The sequence below is a fragment of the Afipia clevelandensis ATCC 49720 genome (assembly GCF_000336555.1).
GTDB lineage: Bacteria > Pseudomonadota > Alphaproteobacteria > Rhizobiales > Xanthobacteraceae > Afipia > Afipia clevelandensis.
In genome coordinates this window covers 1571000-1584209 of the sequence record NZ_KB375281.1, presented here as the reverse complement: position 1 = coordinate 1584209, position 13210 = coordinate 1571000, and the positions used below count along the sequence as shown (strand labels likewise).

At 61.1% G+C, this 13210-nt stretch carries 17 protein-coding genes and 3 tRNA genes; 10 read left to right on the top strand and 10 right to left on the bottom strand.

The window, feature by feature from the left end:
• Nucleotides 1–396: 396 nt before the first annotated feature.
• The 3 genes from HMPREF9696_RS07395 to HMPREF9696_RS22120 form a co-directional block, all read right to left on the bottom strand.
• On the bottom strand, nt 397–939 hold the full coding sequence (locus HMPREF9696_RS07395) for a PRC-barrel domain-containing protein (RefSeq protein ID WP_002712349.1): 543 nt from the start codon (nt 937–939) through the stop codon (nt 397–399).
• Between the two features lie 86 nt (nt 940–1025).
• Nucleotides 1026–1235 carry a hypothetical protein gene (locus tag HMPREF9696_RS21920; protein WP_002712348.1) on the bottom strand — a complete coding sequence of 70 codons (210 nt, stop codon included), beginning with the start codon at nt 1233–1235 and terminating at the stop codon, nt 1026–1028.
• Nucleotides 1236–1394: 159 nt separating this feature from the next.
• Complete coding sequence (locus tag HMPREF9696_RS22120) at nt 1395–1526, bottom strand: hypothetical protein (RefSeq protein ID WP_002712347.1); 132 nt, start codon at nt 1524–1526, stop codon at nt 1395–1397.
• A gap of 224 nt (nt 1527–1750) precedes the next feature.
• Here HMPREF9696_RS22120 and HMPREF9696_RS07385 point away from each other — a divergent pair.
• The 4 genes from HMPREF9696_RS07385 to HMPREF9696_RS07370 all read left to right on the top strand — a co-directional run bounded on the left by HMPREF9696_RS07385 (nt 1751) and on the right by HMPREF9696_RS07370 (nt 3347).
• Nucleotides 1751–1825: transfer RNA gene (locus HMPREF9696_RS07385), tRNA-Thr, on the top strand.
• A gap of 158 nt (nt 1826–1983) precedes the next feature.
• Nucleotides 1984–2106: a hypothetical protein gene (locus tag HMPREF9696_RS22115; RefSeq protein WP_002712346.1), complete on the top strand. Its 123-nt coding sequence runs from the start codon at nt 1984–1986 to the stop codon at nt 2104–2106.
• Between the two features lie 174 nt (nt 2107–2280).
• Nucleotides 2281–2772: a hypothetical protein gene (locus tag HMPREF9696_RS07375; RefSeq protein ID WP_002712345.1), complete on the top strand. Its 492-nt coding sequence runs from the start codon at nt 2281–2283 to the stop codon at nt 2770–2772.
• 35 nt (nt 2773–2807) lie between these two features.
• Nucleotides 2808–3347, top strand: coding sequence for a hypothetical protein (locus HMPREF9696_RS07370; protein ID WP_002712344.1), 540 nt, complete (start codon nt 2808–2810; stop codon nt 3345–3347).
• A gap of 58 nt (nt 3348–3405) precedes the next feature.
• Here the strand turns inward: HMPREF9696_RS07370 and HMPREF9696_RS07365 are convergent, their stop codons facing one another.
• Nucleotides 3406–4329 carry a TrmH family RNA methyltransferase gene (locus HMPREF9696_RS07365; RefSeq protein WP_002712343.1) on the bottom strand — a complete coding sequence of 308 codons (924 nt, stop codon included), beginning with the start codon at nt 4327–4329 and terminating at the stop codon, nt 3406–3408.
• 217 nt (nt 4330–4546) lie between these two features.
• On the opposite strand from HMPREF9696_RS07365, the gene HMPREF9696_RS07360 reads away from it, so the two are divergent.
• Both HMPREF9696_RS07360 and HMPREF9696_RS07355 read left to right on the top strand, forming a co-directional pair.
• Nucleotides 4547–4632: transfer RNA gene (locus HMPREF9696_RS07360), tRNA-Tyr, on the top strand.
• A gap of 99 nt (nt 4633–4731) precedes the next feature.
• A complete protein-coding gene (locus HMPREF9696_RS07355; protein ID WP_002712342.1) occupies nt 4732–5058 on the top strand; it encodes a potassium channel family protein in 327 nt (108 codons plus the stop codon).
• Between the two features lie 58 nt (nt 5059–5116).
• On the opposite strand, the gene HMPREF9696_RS07350 is transcribed toward HMPREF9696_RS07355, so the two are convergent.
• Nucleotides 5117–5407: a DUF3551 domain-containing protein gene (locus HMPREF9696_RS07350; RefSeq protein ID WP_002712341.1), complete on the bottom strand. Its 291-nt coding sequence runs from the start codon at nt 5405–5407 to the stop codon at nt 5117–5119.
• Between the two features lie 128 nt (nt 5408–5535).
• Between HMPREF9696_RS07350 and HMPREF9696_RS07345 the strand changes: the two genes are divergently transcribed.
• Nucleotides 5536–5609, top strand: a tRNA-Gly gene (locus HMPREF9696_RS07345).
• 32 nt (nt 5610–5641) lie between these two features.
• Here HMPREF9696_RS07345 and HMPREF9696_RS07340 read toward each other — a convergent pair.
• The 4 genes from HMPREF9696_RS07340 to HMPREF9696_RS07325 form a co-directional block, all read right to left on the bottom strand.
• The gene (locus tag HMPREF9696_RS07340) at nt 5642–5938 is read right to left on the bottom strand and encodes an I78 family peptidase inhibitor (protein ID WP_002712340.1); all 297 of its coding nucleotides are present in this window, start codon (nt 5936–5938) and stop codon (nt 5642–5644) included.
• Nucleotides 5939–5971: 33 nt separating this feature from the next.
• A complete protein-coding gene (locus HMPREF9696_RS07335; RefSeq protein WP_002712339.1) occupies nt 5972–6784 on the bottom strand; it encodes an MBL fold metallo-hydrolase in 813 nt (270 codons plus the stop codon).
• On the bottom strand, nt 6781–7152 hold the full coding sequence (locus HMPREF9696_RS07330) for a Crp/Fnr family transcriptional regulator (RefSeq protein WP_002712338.1): 372 nt from the start codon (nt 7150–7152) through the stop codon (nt 6781–6783). The genes HMPREF9696_RS07335 and HMPREF9696_RS07330 overlap by 4 nt, the downstream gene beginning before the upstream one ends.
• 115 nt (nt 7153–7267) lie before the next feature.
• Nucleotides 7268–9079: a carbamoyltransferase family protein gene (locus tag HMPREF9696_RS07325; RefSeq protein ID WP_002712337.1), complete on the bottom strand. Its 1812-nt coding sequence runs from the start codon at nt 9077–9079 to the stop codon at nt 7268–7270.
• A 360-nt stretch (nt 9080–9439) separates the two neighbouring features.
• Between HMPREF9696_RS07325 and HMPREF9696_RS07320 the strand changes: the two genes are divergently transcribed.
• Nucleotides 9440–9748 carry a hypothetical protein gene (locus HMPREF9696_RS07320; protein WP_002712336.1) on the top strand — a complete coding sequence of 103 codons (309 nt, stop codon included), beginning with the start codon at nt 9440–9442 and terminating at the stop codon, nt 9746–9748.
• Between the two features lie 107 nt (nt 9749–9855).
• On the opposite strand, the gene HMPREF9696_RS07315 is transcribed toward HMPREF9696_RS07320, so the two are convergent.
• On the bottom strand, nt 9856–10530 hold the full coding sequence (locus tag HMPREF9696_RS07315; RefSeq protein ID WP_002712335.1) for a TetR/AcrR family transcriptional regulator: 675 nt from the start codon (nt 10528–10530) through the stop codon (nt 9856–9858).
• A 264-nt stretch (nt 10531–10794) separates the two neighbouring features.
• Between HMPREF9696_RS07315 and HMPREF9696_RS07310 the strand changes: the two genes are divergently transcribed.
• Together HMPREF9696_RS07310 and HMPREF9696_RS07305 are read left to right on the top strand one after the other, a co-directional pair.
• Nucleotides 10795–12021 (top strand): acyl-CoA dehydrogenase family protein, encoded by a 1227-nt coding sequence (locus tag HMPREF9696_RS07310; RefSeq protein ID WP_002712334.1) that lies wholly within the window; start codon nt 10795–10797, stop codon nt 12019–12021.
• 127 nt (nt 12022–12148) lie between these two features.
• Nucleotides 12149–13210 (top strand): phosphotransferase family protein, encoded by a 1062-nt coding sequence (locus tag HMPREF9696_RS07305; protein ID WP_002712333.1) that lies wholly within the window; start codon nt 12149–12151, stop codon nt 13208–13210.

Here is a 13210-nt window from a genome sequence, read left to right as displayed (position 1 = left end):
CGCGGGCGGCATTGTGCGTGTTAATCGGCGCAAGACAACACTGCGCCGCACAACCGGCGAGCCCAACGGGAGAGAATCGGACTCGGAAAGCCGTTTCTGACAAGAGGGCCTGCAAAAAACAAAGCGCGAGACTCTTGGGGGATCAGGCGGTCAAATCCGAACATGATCCAGACGATTCTTAGACAGTCTTTTGGGGAGCATTTGGCCGTGAACACGATTCTGGTTTTCACGCTGGCCGTTGCAGCGACGCTCAATGCATGGTGCCTCAGCGCCTATCTTTGAGCTGTTCAGCAGGCCAGGCGGGTGGCACTGCAAATGCAAAGCGGCCGAATCGGAAAACCGATTCAGCCGCTCTGTGATGGATAGGAGACCTATCCAGTCAGTTACCGGACCGAGTTACTTCTTGCTCTCGGTGTACTTGAATTCCGGCATGGCCTTGAGCTGCTCCTTGGTGCCGCTCATCACCGCGTGATCCGGATACCATTCATTCTTGGTCGATGCCGACATGCTGCTGCCAGCCGCGCCGGTGGTGGTTGACGGGCGTGCCGTGGTCGCGGTGCCCGACGAGCCCGGCATCTTGTCCGCCGAGGCCGAGCGTACCGGCTCATCCATCCACTTTAATTTGTCGAAGCCGACCGCGATGTCATGCTGACCGACGCCGAGGAATCCGCCGACGCCGATCACCACAGCGTTGACCTTGCCGGTCTTGTCCAAGAGGATTTCGCTGATGTCGCCGAGCTTCTCGTTGGCGTCGTTGTAGACGGCAAGACCGACGAGTTTCGAGGCGCGCCAGTTATTGCCCTTCAGGCTGGCCTGATCCGCCGGAGCCGACACAGCAGGCGCTGCAGCGGGCGAAGCTGGCGTTGTAGTTTGTGCGAAGGCTGCACCACCGGCCAAAGCGGTTCCGAGCAGAGCTGTCGCCACATATGTCTTGATCATCAGATTCTCCTTTCAATCAACCAATTGAAACGGGAGAACCCAAACCGCTCGCTTATGTTCCGGGAACTGCCGCGAATACCATCGCGTCAGTGGAGCACTGTGTTCGCCGTCTTTTCCGAGCGCAACGGAACCTCTCCGCTTTCGATCGCGGCATGAAGATTGTTCAACTGCGCTTCGAGATATTCGTTTGCAACGAGGAGCGCCATCAGCGCTCCGCGCGTGTCACCGCCGCATTGCGCGATGACGTCATCAAGGGCATTTTCATAACGGTCATCATGCGGCTTGGCTAAAGTCATGATCATCCTCGTTCCATTTGCCTGACTCGGGTTTCACCTGCGTAGGGAACGGTGACAGCACCGTGACCGTTCCGAGGCAAAGGGATTTGTCCACGCAATTCACAGGCGATTTTGCGTGTTTAGGGCTGATTTTGCAGGAATTATTTGCCAGCCAAGGCGTTATTTCGCGGCCTGTTCCACCGTCCAGACGTCGAAAATCCCGAGGTTGTAGAGGAAGGCAAGGACAGCGATCACGCCGATCGCCGCGATCATGTATTTGTGGTGCGTGCGAAACCCGCCGCGCTCCTCCATCCGAAATCTCCTGTGCCGATGGACCGTCTATTGGTGACGCAGATTGCACGGCAGTGCAAATCGAGGGCTGGCCGGTTTCGGCTTGTCCACCGGACTTGCCGGGCAGCTTGCGCGAAGCCTGCACAACCAGACCGGCGACTCCGAAGATCCGCGCCGAGGCGGGGGACAACATGCCGCTTTCCGGTCTTGTCCCGGAGCGGCCGCGCTGATAGCTGTTCCCGCAGGCCGGCGTAGCACAGCGGTAGTGCAGCGGTTTTGTAAACCGAAGGTCGGGAGTTCAATCCTCTCCGCCGGCACCAGTTTTTCCATCGACATGAGATCAGACAAGGCGGCCGTGATCCGGATCGCGCGCCCCTTTTGCTGCATTGCCAACGGCGCGAAGATCAGCAGGCTGCTTACTTGTTGGCCTTGTGGGGCACGATACCGCACGTTTGTATACGGCGACCGGGAGACGCCGATGCAGACTCGGGAATCAATGCCGCTTTGGGTATGGCTCACCTTCGGGCTGCTGACCGTTGGCACCCTTGCCTACGTGTCCGGCTACCTGATGATCGAGGGAATTCTGGATTTCCTCAAATAGCGCCAGGCGGGGGCCTCGCCGTTAACCTTTCACTTCCCGGAATCTTTCTGAAATCGTTCGCAATTGAACGAGTGGGCATGCTTGCGCGTTAGGCTTACCTGACGATTGGGCCGCGCCTTTAACCCCTGTTATTGCCTGCAGGACTAGAGTGGTGCCGCAACAAAGGCATCATCCATGCGTGCGATCACGGCTCTGGCGATACTGATCGGAACGGCGGCGGCGGCTTTGGCCGACACGGGTCCGCTGGTCGTGATCCCGGGCCGGGCTGGTGTGCCCGTCATTCTCAATGGCCGCGACGTCTCCTATTCCGTGGTCGAGGGCGAGTGGGGCCTTGCCAGAAATTTCAAGAATGCACCGCGTGTCTATGGCGGCTGGGACAGCTACGCCGGGCGCGAGGTCGGACATTATTATCCGACGGCGGGCCGTCAGCCGGGCTATGGCCGCCTCGAGATCGAGCCGCCTGCGAATCGCGCGCTGCCGCAGCCAGCCGAAAGCTATCAGCGCTCGTGGTCGGCGCAGTCCGCGCCGCCAGCGCCGCAGCAGCGCTATGACGTTCCCGAATATCCGCCGGCCATCATCGAAGCGCCGCGCGACCACGGCTACCGGCCCAATGGTTTCAAGCCGAGCTACCGGCCGAATGGTTTCCGGCCCGATCTGAAACAATAACGAGACCAAACAAAAGCGTTTAACAGGAGAGAGTAATGCGTCAGACGATTGCAGGATTGATTGCGGGCGTGGCGTTTGCCGCGACGATGGCTACGGCGGCACCCGCGCAGGCATGCGCGATGACCGATCCATGCGGCAGCTACGGCTATTATGCCTACAACTACGGATGCGGCTATGGTTACGGCGGCTGCGGCGTGCGCGAACGTCTGGCGCGGCCCGACGCCTATCAGCGCTATGCCAGCCCGCAGTACTACTGGGTCAATCAGGGCCCGACCTATACGGGTCCGGGCGCCTTCGCGCCGGTGCCGACCTATCAGGAGCGCGCCGTGGTCGGCTCGCGCTATTACGGGCGGCCTTACCGTTACGGCTTCGATGGCGGCCCGTATGGCAACGCCACCAGCCATTACTATGACGGCGCGGCAGTGCAGGGACCGGCGGTCTACAGCTATCGCTTCGCCCGCCGCCACGCCTATCGCGGCTATCGCCATGCGCATTACCGCGCCCGTCACATGCACATGCACCGTCATCATGGTCACTACGGGCATCGCGTGAAGCCGCTGCGCTACAAGTATTGATCTGAAGCAGGATCGAGATCTGAACGCCCGTCTGCATCGTGCAGGCGGGCGTTTCGATTCAGCCCATCAGGCCGAGACGGCTGGTGCCGATATAGAGCGCCAGCACGGCGGCGTTAGAGACGTTGAGGCTCTTGATCGCGCCTGGCATATCCATGCGCGCGACCACGGCGCAGGTTTCGCGGGTGAGCTGGCGCAGGCCTTTGCCTTCCGCACCGAGCACCAGCGCCAGCGGCGCGCGTAGCGGCACGGCGGCAAGGTCGCCCTGGCCCTCGCTGTCGAGGCCGACGGTGAGGAAGCCCGCATCGTTCATCTCGTTCAGCGCGCGATGCAGGTTCGGCACTTCGACGATAGGCACAAGTTCAAGCGCGCCGGAGGCGGACTTCGCCAGCACGCCGGTGGCCTCGGGGCTGTGCCGTCCTGTGGTGATGATGGCCTTGGCGCCGAAGGCCGCGGCCGAGCGCAGGATCGCGCCGACATTGTGTGGATCGGTGATCTGGTCGAGCACCAGCACCACGCCATCCTGCGGAAGCTCGTCGAGATGCAGACCGGGCAGGGGATCAGCTTCCACCAGCAGACCCTGATGCACGGCATCCGGGCCGAGCCGCCGGTCGATATCGCCGGGATGCACCAGTTCCGGCGCCACGCGGGTGTCGATCTTTTCCTCCGCGAGACGCCGCTCGGCATTCTCGGTGACGAACAGCTTGCGGATGCGGCGCTGCGGATTGGCCAGCGCCATGGTGACCGGGTGCCAGCCGTACAGAATCACCGGGCCTTCGCCTTTGCCGTGCCCTTTGCCATGACCTCGGCCACCTTTGCCGTCGCGGTCGCGCCAGGATGGGCGTCCGCCGCCCTGAGACCGTCCTTCAGGCCTGCCTTCTGACCTTCCCTGATGGGGCTTCCCATGCGGGTTCCGGTCGCGGTCCTTGCCGCGCCCGCCGCCTTTTGGCCCGCCAAAACGTGATGTCCGGTCGCGATCGCTCATGCGGCCTTGTCCCACGGGATTGGAATAATGGCAATTTTCGGCTTTTCGTGGCTGGACAGGAAATGTGACAATCGTCCCGCCGTTGGTTGACTTTACCCTGCGGCTTCGCCCATAAACGCGCCGACCGGGCGCCCGTTCACGGGCACGCTTTTTACCGTCATCCATGGCCGTTCCACCGCCCCGTTCGGGTGGGCGAAGGTGTCGGATGATGTCGAGCGGGGGAGTGTCCCGAGTGGCAAAGGGAGCTGACTGTAAATCAGCCGCCGTATGGCTTCGAAGGTTCGAGTCCTTCTTCCCCCACCATCTTTGAAAATCGCCCGGAATTGAATTCCGGGCGATTTTTTATTGCGCGTCGCTGTGTCAGGCTCCCTGCACGGAGATGTCTCCGTGGGGGACGCGGGAATGCGATCACTGGCCCTGGGCCTGAAACGGCTGTGTCTCGGTTTCTGGCACGGCCTGCGCGATCCCGAATTTCAGGCAATCGTCTTTCTGCTCGCGGTGGCGGTGCTCACCGGTTCGATTTTCTACCACTGGACTGAAGGCTGGTCGTGGCTCGATTCGGCCTATTTCAGCGTGGTCGCCCTGACCACCGTCGGCGACGCGAATCTCGGACCGAGCACGGGTCTGTCCAAGATATTCACCATGGGATTTTCGCTCGCCGGGATCGGTCTGGCGCTGGCCTTTCTGTCGCGGCTGGGATCGTACCGGGACCGCGAGGAGCGGGACTGACCAAGCAAAAAGCCGCCTTTGCGGGCGGCTTTGCTGAACGCGCAGGGCGCGATCGAACTCAGTGATAGTGCCGGTGGTGGCGGCGAACCTTGCGCGGCTTTACCACACGGTAGCCGGGCTCTGCGTAGCGGCCTTGTTCGGCAAAGGCGAAGACCGGATTAACCTGGCAATAGGCCCGCCGTCCCGACGCGCTCGCCATGCACTGGGCGTAGGTGTTGTAATAGCAGGTGCCCGGCCCGGCCGCCCATCCTTCGACCAGACAATAGCGATAGTCCCGGGCTTCCGCCGATCCGGTGCCGAGGATGGCCGCGCCGGCCAGGGCCAGAGCGGCGATAACTGCGTTGCGCATAGACGTTCTCCCGGTTGAAGTTGGTTGATAACCAGAACATTCCTGCGGAAATATGGTTCCGCAGCGGTCCGGCTTCAACTCAATCATGGTTGAGGCGGCGGGACGGCCATGCTAGTGCTCGCCGCGCCGCGGGTGTAGCTCAATGGTAGAGCAGCAGCCTTCCAAGCTGAATACGAGGGTTCGATTCCCTTCACCCGCTCCAATCGCTTTGTCCGACATTCCGTTTGCCGATCCTCACCCGCAAAAGGCGCGGACGATCCTGCGCGTGGTCGGGTCGGTTTCGATGGTGATGCGCTCGCGCCGGTAATCCATGGTCACGCCTTGTCCGGGCCTGATCTGGCGGACAATCGTGGCGCCGGTCAGCCGCTTCGCCCTGCGATCCGAAATTCTGTTTTTCCCGGTCAGGGCCTCTGCGGCGGACGGATTGCAAAGGCCGGCGCGCGGCGGCGTGGCTGCCTGCGATCCCGAATAGCAGCCGGCGACGAGCAGGAAGGCAAAGCTCAAACCGGCGAAATGACGGGCATGGATCATGACATGGTTTCCCTTGAGGCGGATTGTCCTGCATCACGAGTCATCGAGTTTATTGAGGTCGCGCACCGACTGCATGATCGGCTCGAAGTTCGCGCGTGCATCCAGTGCGTCGAACAATTGCGCGGTGTCGGAGAGCAGGGCGTGGGAGCGCTGCAGCGCGATCCGCACGTCGTCATGAGGCGTGTCCGACAGACGGCCGTGTCCTGACAGCAGGATTTTGGAATCCAGTCCGCGCAGCCGTTCCAGCGACTGGATGTAGTCGCTGATGCTGCCCGATCCGAACACGCCGCCCATCACACCGCCGGGCATCAGCGTGTCGGCGGCGAACAGCAGGCCCTTGTCCTGATCGAACAGGCTGATGCACGCGGATGTATGGCCCGGCGTATACATCACGTTGAGCCGGAAATTGCCGAGGTCGATCAGGTTGCCTTCCTCGAGCCAGATGTCGATGTCGATCGGCACATCCGGCTCGTTGAACATCTTGCGGAGCATCGAGAAGTCATCACGCAGCATGATCTTGTTGGCGGCGAGGCGATGCGCGGCAATGATGGTTCGCCCCTTGAAGTGATACGCGGCGCCGATGTGGTCGAGATGCTCATGGCTCAGGACAACCATGTCGATGTCGGCAGGGTTCACGCCGAGATGCGCGAGACAGTCCAGAAGATACGGGTAGTTCGATGACAGGCCGACGTCGATCATGATGGTCCGCTTGCTGCCGCGAACCAGATAGGCATTGGCGGCGCGGTTCTTGAACCGGATTTGGTAGACGTCCTCGGCGGCCTGAATCAGGGAGCAGACATCGTTGTTGAGCAGCACCGGAAAGGGCGATGGTTTGTGATCGCTCATGATGCGGGGGTCCGGAAATTCGCCGCATTGGATGCGCGCAGCCGCTTGCTCAAGGCATCCATGACCATCAGCGCGAAGGCGGGCTGCTGGCTGACGAGATAGACAAAGCGGGCGTGATTGATCCGCATGACGCGGGTGCCGTCGGCGGCGGCGATGGCGGTGGCCGACCGCGCCGACCCGTCAATGACGGCCATCTCGCCGAAGAATTCACCCTTGCCGAGCGAGGCGATGGTGGTCCGGCCCGCGCTCGCCGTCTTGACGATATCGACCTTGCCTTCGAGGACGACGAACAGCTCGCGACCGCTCGATCCTTCCTCGAAAATGACCTCGGAGGCATCGTAGTCGTTGATGCATTTCTCGATCGTCATGACGCACCCGGCCTGTCGGCAAGCGGTTCAGCCCCATCATACTAGGACGGAATTCGCCGGGCGCAATCGGTACCTCCGCCGGTTGCGCGTTATCGCAAAGCACAAAGGGCCAACGTCATGCCGGCTTCATGTTCGACATCACCATGGTCGCCACATCGGTATAGGTGTTCACCAGCGGCCCCACGAACCGGTGCATCGCATTCTTCGACACCAGCAGATCGTGCATCACGAGGTGATCGACGCCGGTGGTGAGGAAGCAGATCACGGCATCGCGCGGAGTTTCGATGATCGGCTCGCCCTTGACGTTGAACGAGGTGTTGATGAGCACCGGCACGCCGGTCAGCGCATCGAACTCTTTCAGCAGTTTGTAGAGCATCGGATTGGTCGCCTCGCGCACGGTCTGCACCCGCGCGGTGCCGTCGACATGGACGATGGCGGGAATCCTGTCGCGCCATTCGGGGCGGACGTTCTTGGCGATCAGCATGAAGGGCGAGTCTTCCTCGCCTTCAAAAACCTCTTTTGCGCGTTCATAAAGAACAATCGGCGCGAACGGGCGGAACGGCTGGCGGTGTTTCACCCGGCTGTTGAGGATGTCCTTCATCTCGGGCTTGCGCGGATCGGCGATCAGGCTGCGATTGCCCAGCGCGCGCGGGCCGAATTCGGAGCGATCCTGAAACCAGCCGATCACTTTCTGATCGGCGAGCAGCTTCGCAGTGTCCCGGGCGATGTTGTCGCTCTTCACTTGAGTCGTTTGAATACGCACCAGCGGCTTGCTGACCGCCCGTGAAACTTCCTCGTCTGAATAGCGCCGCCCGACATAGGCGTGCTCCATCACGAAGTTGCGCTTCTGCTTGAGGATTTCGACCCAGCCGTAATAGGCGCAGCCGATGGCGATGCCGTCATCGCCGGCAGCCGGCTGAATCCAGACATTCTCAAAGCCGGACTCGCGGGCCACGCGGCCATTGGCGACGCAATTCAGCGCGACACCGCCCGCGATGCAGAGATTTTTCGCGCCCGTCGTTTCGCGCAGCCATGCGGCGCGGGCGAGCAGCACCTTCTCGGTGTCGTCCTGCACGCGCCAGGCAAGATCCTCCCAGTGCTTCATCAGCGGGCTGGTTTCCCACTTCTGGCCGGTGTCCATGATGTAGGGCTTGTTCAGTTCGGAGGTCCAGCGCGGGATGGTCAGGACGTTGTCCTTGATGGACATCAGCGATCTGACATTGCCGTGCCGACCGTAAGGCGCGAGCCCCATCAGTTCGCCGCACTTGTTCCAGTCGCCGAAGATGTAGGTCGAGGCGCGGCTGTAAAGCGCGCCGAGGCCGGGCATGTTGTAGAATTCGTCACTGAGAAAGCCACGATCCGGCTCCATCCAGACTTTCTTGAGGCATTCGAGCCTGCTGCCGGAAAACTTGTAGTAGCTCTCGGACTCGCGCGCCAGCGGCGTCGCGCTATCGCTCTCGGGAAATGGCTCGTTAACGTCGGCACGGTAGCTGCCGACGCCGTCGACGATCATCACCACGCCGTCTTCAAAAGGGGAGACAGCGAAGGCGCTGTAGGCGTGCGCGAGGTGGTGCGAGATCGACACCACTTTGTCGGATTGCGAATGGAAGTAGGGATGGCTTTTGGCGTCGGCCCGTTCGTATTCCGGAAGAAACCCCGGCATGTCCTGATACAGCAGCCGGTCTTCCATTTCGGGCACCGGGAGGATGTAGCAGTTGCGGACCACCAGATCGACGTCGTCCAGCGTGATGCCCTCGGCATCGAGGCAATAGTCGATGACGTCTTTATAAAAGCCGCTGGCATGTTTCTCGCGGGTGATGCGTTCCTTGGCGATCGCATAGGCGATTTCGCCATCCCGCAGCAGGCAGGCGCTGACGTCGTGGTCGTAGGTGTTGAGGCCGAGGACGTATGTATGTTTTTTGGACATGGACCGACTTTCGGAACGCGGGCGGGCTTAAACGGTTTGTGACGACAATTGTCCGGATGGTTCAAAGTTGTCTCGCAATTGCGAGAATGTTTCGTTCAGCATGATGAACACCGGTTCAGCAAAGGCTCTGCAATCTGGAGAGAAGCATCGAGACATGGCGATACTTTGCAAGTTAACGCCAATCGAGAGGGTGGAGTGCATTGACCGGCGCGGCACAATGACCCTAATCTGCTACCGGATGAATCGTAAGACGTCTTGTTTTTGACGATCTATTTTCCGAACGTGCCTGAACGGGACGCAGGCTCGTGAGTTTAATCCGCGGAAGTGCTCCTTTGCGTTTCCGGAATGGAGGTGCCCTTAATGACTGAGATCAAGACACGTTCCAACTTTCTGAAGCGTGCCCTGGCGGCAGCGGCGCTGGTGCTGGTCTATTCGATCAGTTTCATCGGTTCGTCGTTCGTCGTGGCGACGGCGGCGTCAACCTCGGCGGAAGCCCGTGGTCGCGGCGGTGGTCGTGGCGGCGGACGCGGCGGTGGCCGTGGTCGCGGCGTAGCCCGCGGTCGTGGCCGTGGTCGCGGATACTATCGCGGCCGAGGCCTCGGTTTTGGCTTCGTTGCTCCGGGTTGCTACTGGAGCCCGCGCTGGGGCCGGACGATCTGCCCGTATTGATCGGCTGATCGCTCCCTCAGGCGAGTGTGCAAGAATTACGAGGTGCGCCGGGTTTCCGTCGCACCTCGTTTTCGTTTGATGACGGGTCTTTTGCAGACCCGCCGCCGTCAGGGCTTGCGCGCGCCGGAGGCGCGGGCCGGCAGCGGGGTCGGAACGCCGGTGCCGCCGACAAGCGCGTCATGCGCCGTCGATACGATGCGGCGGATGATGTCATCGACATCATTGAGATCGCACAGCCCGCCTGACAGTTTCTTCAGCCGCTCGCTGTCAGTGACGGTCTGGCGGATCATCGCCAGCGCGAAATGCAGGCCCCAGTAAATGTCGACTTCGTCGCGGTGGGGCAGGGCGATACGCAAGGCTGTCGCAAATCTCTGCAAATGTCTGAATTCACGATCGACGATCTTCTTGATCGGCGGAACGGTTTCGACCGAGGCGCGTGTCATGAAGCGCGCCGCGGCAGAGCGCTGCTGATCGGGGCTGAGGCACCAGCGCAGCGGCGGACTGACCAGCGCGCGAAGAATAGCTTCGACGCTCGCGCGGCCGCCGCCTTCGAGCTCCGCAGCCTTCAGTTCGGCAAACCGTTCGCGATTCAGCACCGTGGTGCGGCTGACGAACAGATCGGCAAGCAACTCGTCCTTGGAGCCGAAATGATAATTGACCGCCGCGAGATTCACGCCGGCCGCGGCCACGATGTCGCGCATCGTCACCTCGCCGAAGCTGCGTTCGGCCCACAGCATTTCTGCGGCGGTCAAAATGGCGGTTTTGGTCTGGTCGCTCGACATCGAAGCCAACTCTGGAAGTTGAGAAGAGGTGCCATGCAAAAGCGCGAGTACGATTTCGCGCTGCGGAACAAAATCATACATTTGTTTGATCGGCCGCTTGCCATTCAAACAAATGTATGAAATCAACCTAGCAGCAAGATTGCAGCGCGGCAAGACATCCACACAACGATCATGGAACGTCAGTACTGCTGACCTTCATCGCGGTGTGGACAGCCGGTCGCGAGTGTTGCAAGACCGTCGTTAACAACAAGAGAGGACCGTCCTATGGATTTCACAATGTCCGCGCGCCAGACCGAATGGCGCAATCGCGTTATTTCCTTCATGGACAAGCATGTTCGCCCGGCGGCTGCGACCTACAAGGAGCAGGACGCGCAGGGCGATCGCTGGAAGGTGATCCCGGTTCTCGAGGACCTGAAGAAGAAGGCAAAGGCTGAAGGCCTGTGGAACATGTTCATGCCGCCGAACGAGCATGAAGACGATGAATTCCGCGGCGCCGGCCTGAGCAATCTCGAATACGCCCCGCTCGCAGAGCAGATGGGCCACTTCTACTGGGCCTCCGAAGTGTTCAACTGCTCGGCGCCCGATACCGGCAACATGGAAGTGTTCATGCGGTACGGCACCAAGGAGCAGAAGCGGAAGTGGCTGAAGCCGCTGATGGAAGGCGAAATCCGCTCCGCGTTCCTGATGACCGAGCCTGCAGTGGCGTCGTCCGACGCGACCAACATCGAAACCAGCATCAAGCGCGATGGCGATCACTACGTCATCAACGGCCGCAAGTGGTGGTCGTCGGGCGCAGGCGACCCGCGCTGCAAGATCGCGATCCTGATGGGCAAGACCGATCCGAACGCGCCGCGCCATCAGCAGCAGTCGCAGATCCTCGTTCCGCTCGACACGCCCGGCATCACCATCGAGAAGATGCTGCCGGTGTTCGGATTCGACGATGCGCCGCACGGCCATGCGCAGATCCTGCTCGAGAACGTCCGCGTTCCCGCCAGCAACATCCTGCTCGGCGAAGGCCGCGGCTTTGAAATCGCGCAGGGTCGTCTCGGACCGGGCCGCATCCATCACTGCATGCGCACCATCGGTGTCGCCGAAGCTGCGCTGGAGAAGATGGTCAAGCGCCTGTCGTCGCGCGTCGCGTTCGGCAAGAAGATCATCGAGCAGTCGGTGTGGGAACAGCGCATCGGCGAAGCGCGCACCAACATCGACATGACCCGTCTGCTCTGCCTCAAGGCGGCTGACATGATGGACAAGGTCGGCAACAAGGCTGCGCAAACCGAAATCGCCATGATCAAGGTCGCGGCTCCGAACATCGCGCTCAAGATCATCGACGATGCGATCCAGGCCTTCGGCGCCGCGGGCGTCTCCGATGAAGCCGGTCTGGCGAAGGCCTATGCCGGCATCCGCACGCTGCGTCTGGCGGACGGTCCGGACGAGGTTCACAACCGGGCCATTGCACGGCTTGAGCTTCGGAAGTATTCCAATCACTAAAGCGTTCTGTGGCGAGACAGGAACCGTTTCGTCACGGACACGCTGCCAAACTTGAAAATCTGAAGTGCGATCCGTTCAGTCTGAACGGGTCGCGCTTCAAGTGAGTTTAGAAAAGATTGGAAATCGCATGGGTCTGGGTGTGAGAGACGACGCTGATTTTTCCGGCACCAAGCCGGTCGAGGAGCGTCATCGCATCAACGAGGCGAATCTCGCCGAATGGATGAGTTCGCATGTTGAGGGATTTGCAGGGCCGCTGACGGTGTCACAATTCAAGGGCGGCCAGTCGAACCCGACCTATCGCCTCGACACACCCAAGACCTCCTACGTGATGCGACGCAAGCCGTTCGGCAAACTGCTGCCGTCGGCTCATGCCGTCGATCGCGAATTCAAGGTCATCGCGGCCCTGCATGCACAGGGCTTTCCGGTCGCGCGCGCCTATGCGCTGTGCATGGACGATGCGGTGATCGGCGCGGCCTTCTACATCATGTCGATGGAAGAGGGGCGCGTGTTCTGGAATCCCACACTGCCGAGCCTCGAGCCCAAGGAACGTCACGCGGTCTTCACCTCGAAGATCGAGACGCTGGCGAAGCTGCACAGTTACGATCCGGAGAAGATCGGGCTGGGCGACTTCGGCAAGCCCGGCAATTATTTCGCGCGTCAGGTCGACCGCTGGACCAAGCAGTACCGCGCCTCCGAAACCGATCCGATTCCGGAAATGGACCGGCTGATCGAGTGGCTGCCCAAGACCGTGCCGCATCAGGCGCGTGTCTCTGTCGTCCATGGCGACTATCGCCTCGACAACATGATCTTCCATGCCGACAAGCCGCAGGTGAAGGCCGTGCTGGACTGGGAACTGTCGACGCTGGGCGATCCGATGGCCGACTTCGCTTATCTTCTGATGCAGTGGACGATGCCAGGACTCGATGGCGCCGATTTCCGCGGCCTCAACATTCCGAACATGAAGGAAGCGGAAGAAATTTACTGCAAGGCAGCGGGCGTTCCCCCCATCGCCGACCTCAACTGGTATTTCTCTTACAACCTGTTCCGCCTCGCCGGCATTGTGCAGGGCATTGCCAAGCGCATTGTCGATGGTACCGCAGCCAATGCGAAGGCGCAGGAATCGGCTTCCCGCCGCATTCCGCTGGCGCAGGCCGCATGGGCCTACGCCCAGAAGGCCGGCGCGGTCTAA

Coding starts and splice junctions, on each gene's coding strand:
- HMPREF9696_RS07340 (WP_002712340.1), bottom strand. CDS start 5,938: ATGATCCATGCCCGTCATTTCGCCGGTTTGAGCTTTGCCTTCCTGCTC.
- HMPREF9696_RS07365 (WP_002712343.1), bottom strand. CDS start 4,329: ATGAGCGATCGCGACCGGACATCACGTTTTGGCGGGCCAAAAGGCGGC.
- HMPREF9696_RS07335 (WP_002712339.1), bottom strand. CDS start 6,784: ATGAGCGATCACAAACCATCGCCCTTTCCGGTGCTGCTCAACAACGAT.
- HMPREF9696_RS07330 (WP_002712338.1), bottom strand. CDS start 7,152: ATGACGATCGAGAAATGCATCAACGACTACGATGCCTCCGAGGTCATT.
- HMPREF9696_RS07355 (WP_002712342.1), top strand. CDS start 4,732: ATGCGATCACTGGCCCTGGGCCTGAAACGGCTGTGTCTCGGTTTCTGG.
- HMPREF9696_RS07325 (WP_002712337.1), bottom strand. CDS start 9,079: ATGTCCAAAAAACATACATACGTCCTCGGCCTCAACACCTACGACCAC.
- HMPREF9696_RS07375 (WP_002712345.1), top strand. CDS start 2,281: ATGCGTGCGATCACGGCTCTGGCGATACTGATCGGAACGGCGGCGGCG.
- HMPREF9696_RS22115 (WP_002712346.1), top strand. CDS start 1,984: ATGCAGACTCGGGAATCAATGCCGCTTTGGGTATGGCTCACCTTCGGG.
- HMPREF9696_RS07305 (WP_002712333.1), top strand. CDS start 12,149: ATGGGTCTGGGTGTGAGAGACGACGCTGATTTTTCCGGCACCAAGCCG.
- HMPREF9696_RS07320 (WP_002712336.1), top strand. CDS start 9,440: ATGACTGAGATCAAGACACGTTCCAACTTTCTGAAGCGTGCCCTGGCG.
- HMPREF9696_RS21920 (WP_002712348.1), bottom strand. CDS start 1,235: ATGACTTTAGCCAAGCCGCATGATGACCGTTATGAAAATGCCCTTGAT.
- HMPREF9696_RS22120 (WP_002712347.1), bottom strand. CDS start 1,526: ATGGAGGAGCGCGGCGGGTTTCGCACGCACCACAAATACATGATCGCG.
- HMPREF9696_RS07350 (WP_002712341.1), bottom strand. CDS start 5,407: ATGCGCAACGCAGTTATCGCCGCTCTGGCCCTGGCCGGCGCGGCCATC.
- HMPREF9696_RS07310 (WP_002712334.1), top strand. CDS start 10,795: ATGGATTTCACAATGTCCGCGCGCCAGACCGAATGGCGCAATCGCGTT.
- HMPREF9696_RS07395 (WP_002712349.1), bottom strand. CDS start 939: ATGATCAAGACATATGTGGCGACAGCTCTGCTCGGAACCGCTTTGGCC.
- HMPREF9696_RS07370 (WP_002712344.1), top strand. CDS start 2,808: ATGCGTCAGACGATTGCAGGATTGATTGCGGGCGTGGCGTTTGCCGCG.
- HMPREF9696_RS07315 (WP_002712335.1), bottom strand. CDS start 10,530: ATGTCGAGCGACCAGACCAAAACCGCCATTTTGACCGCCGCAGAAATG.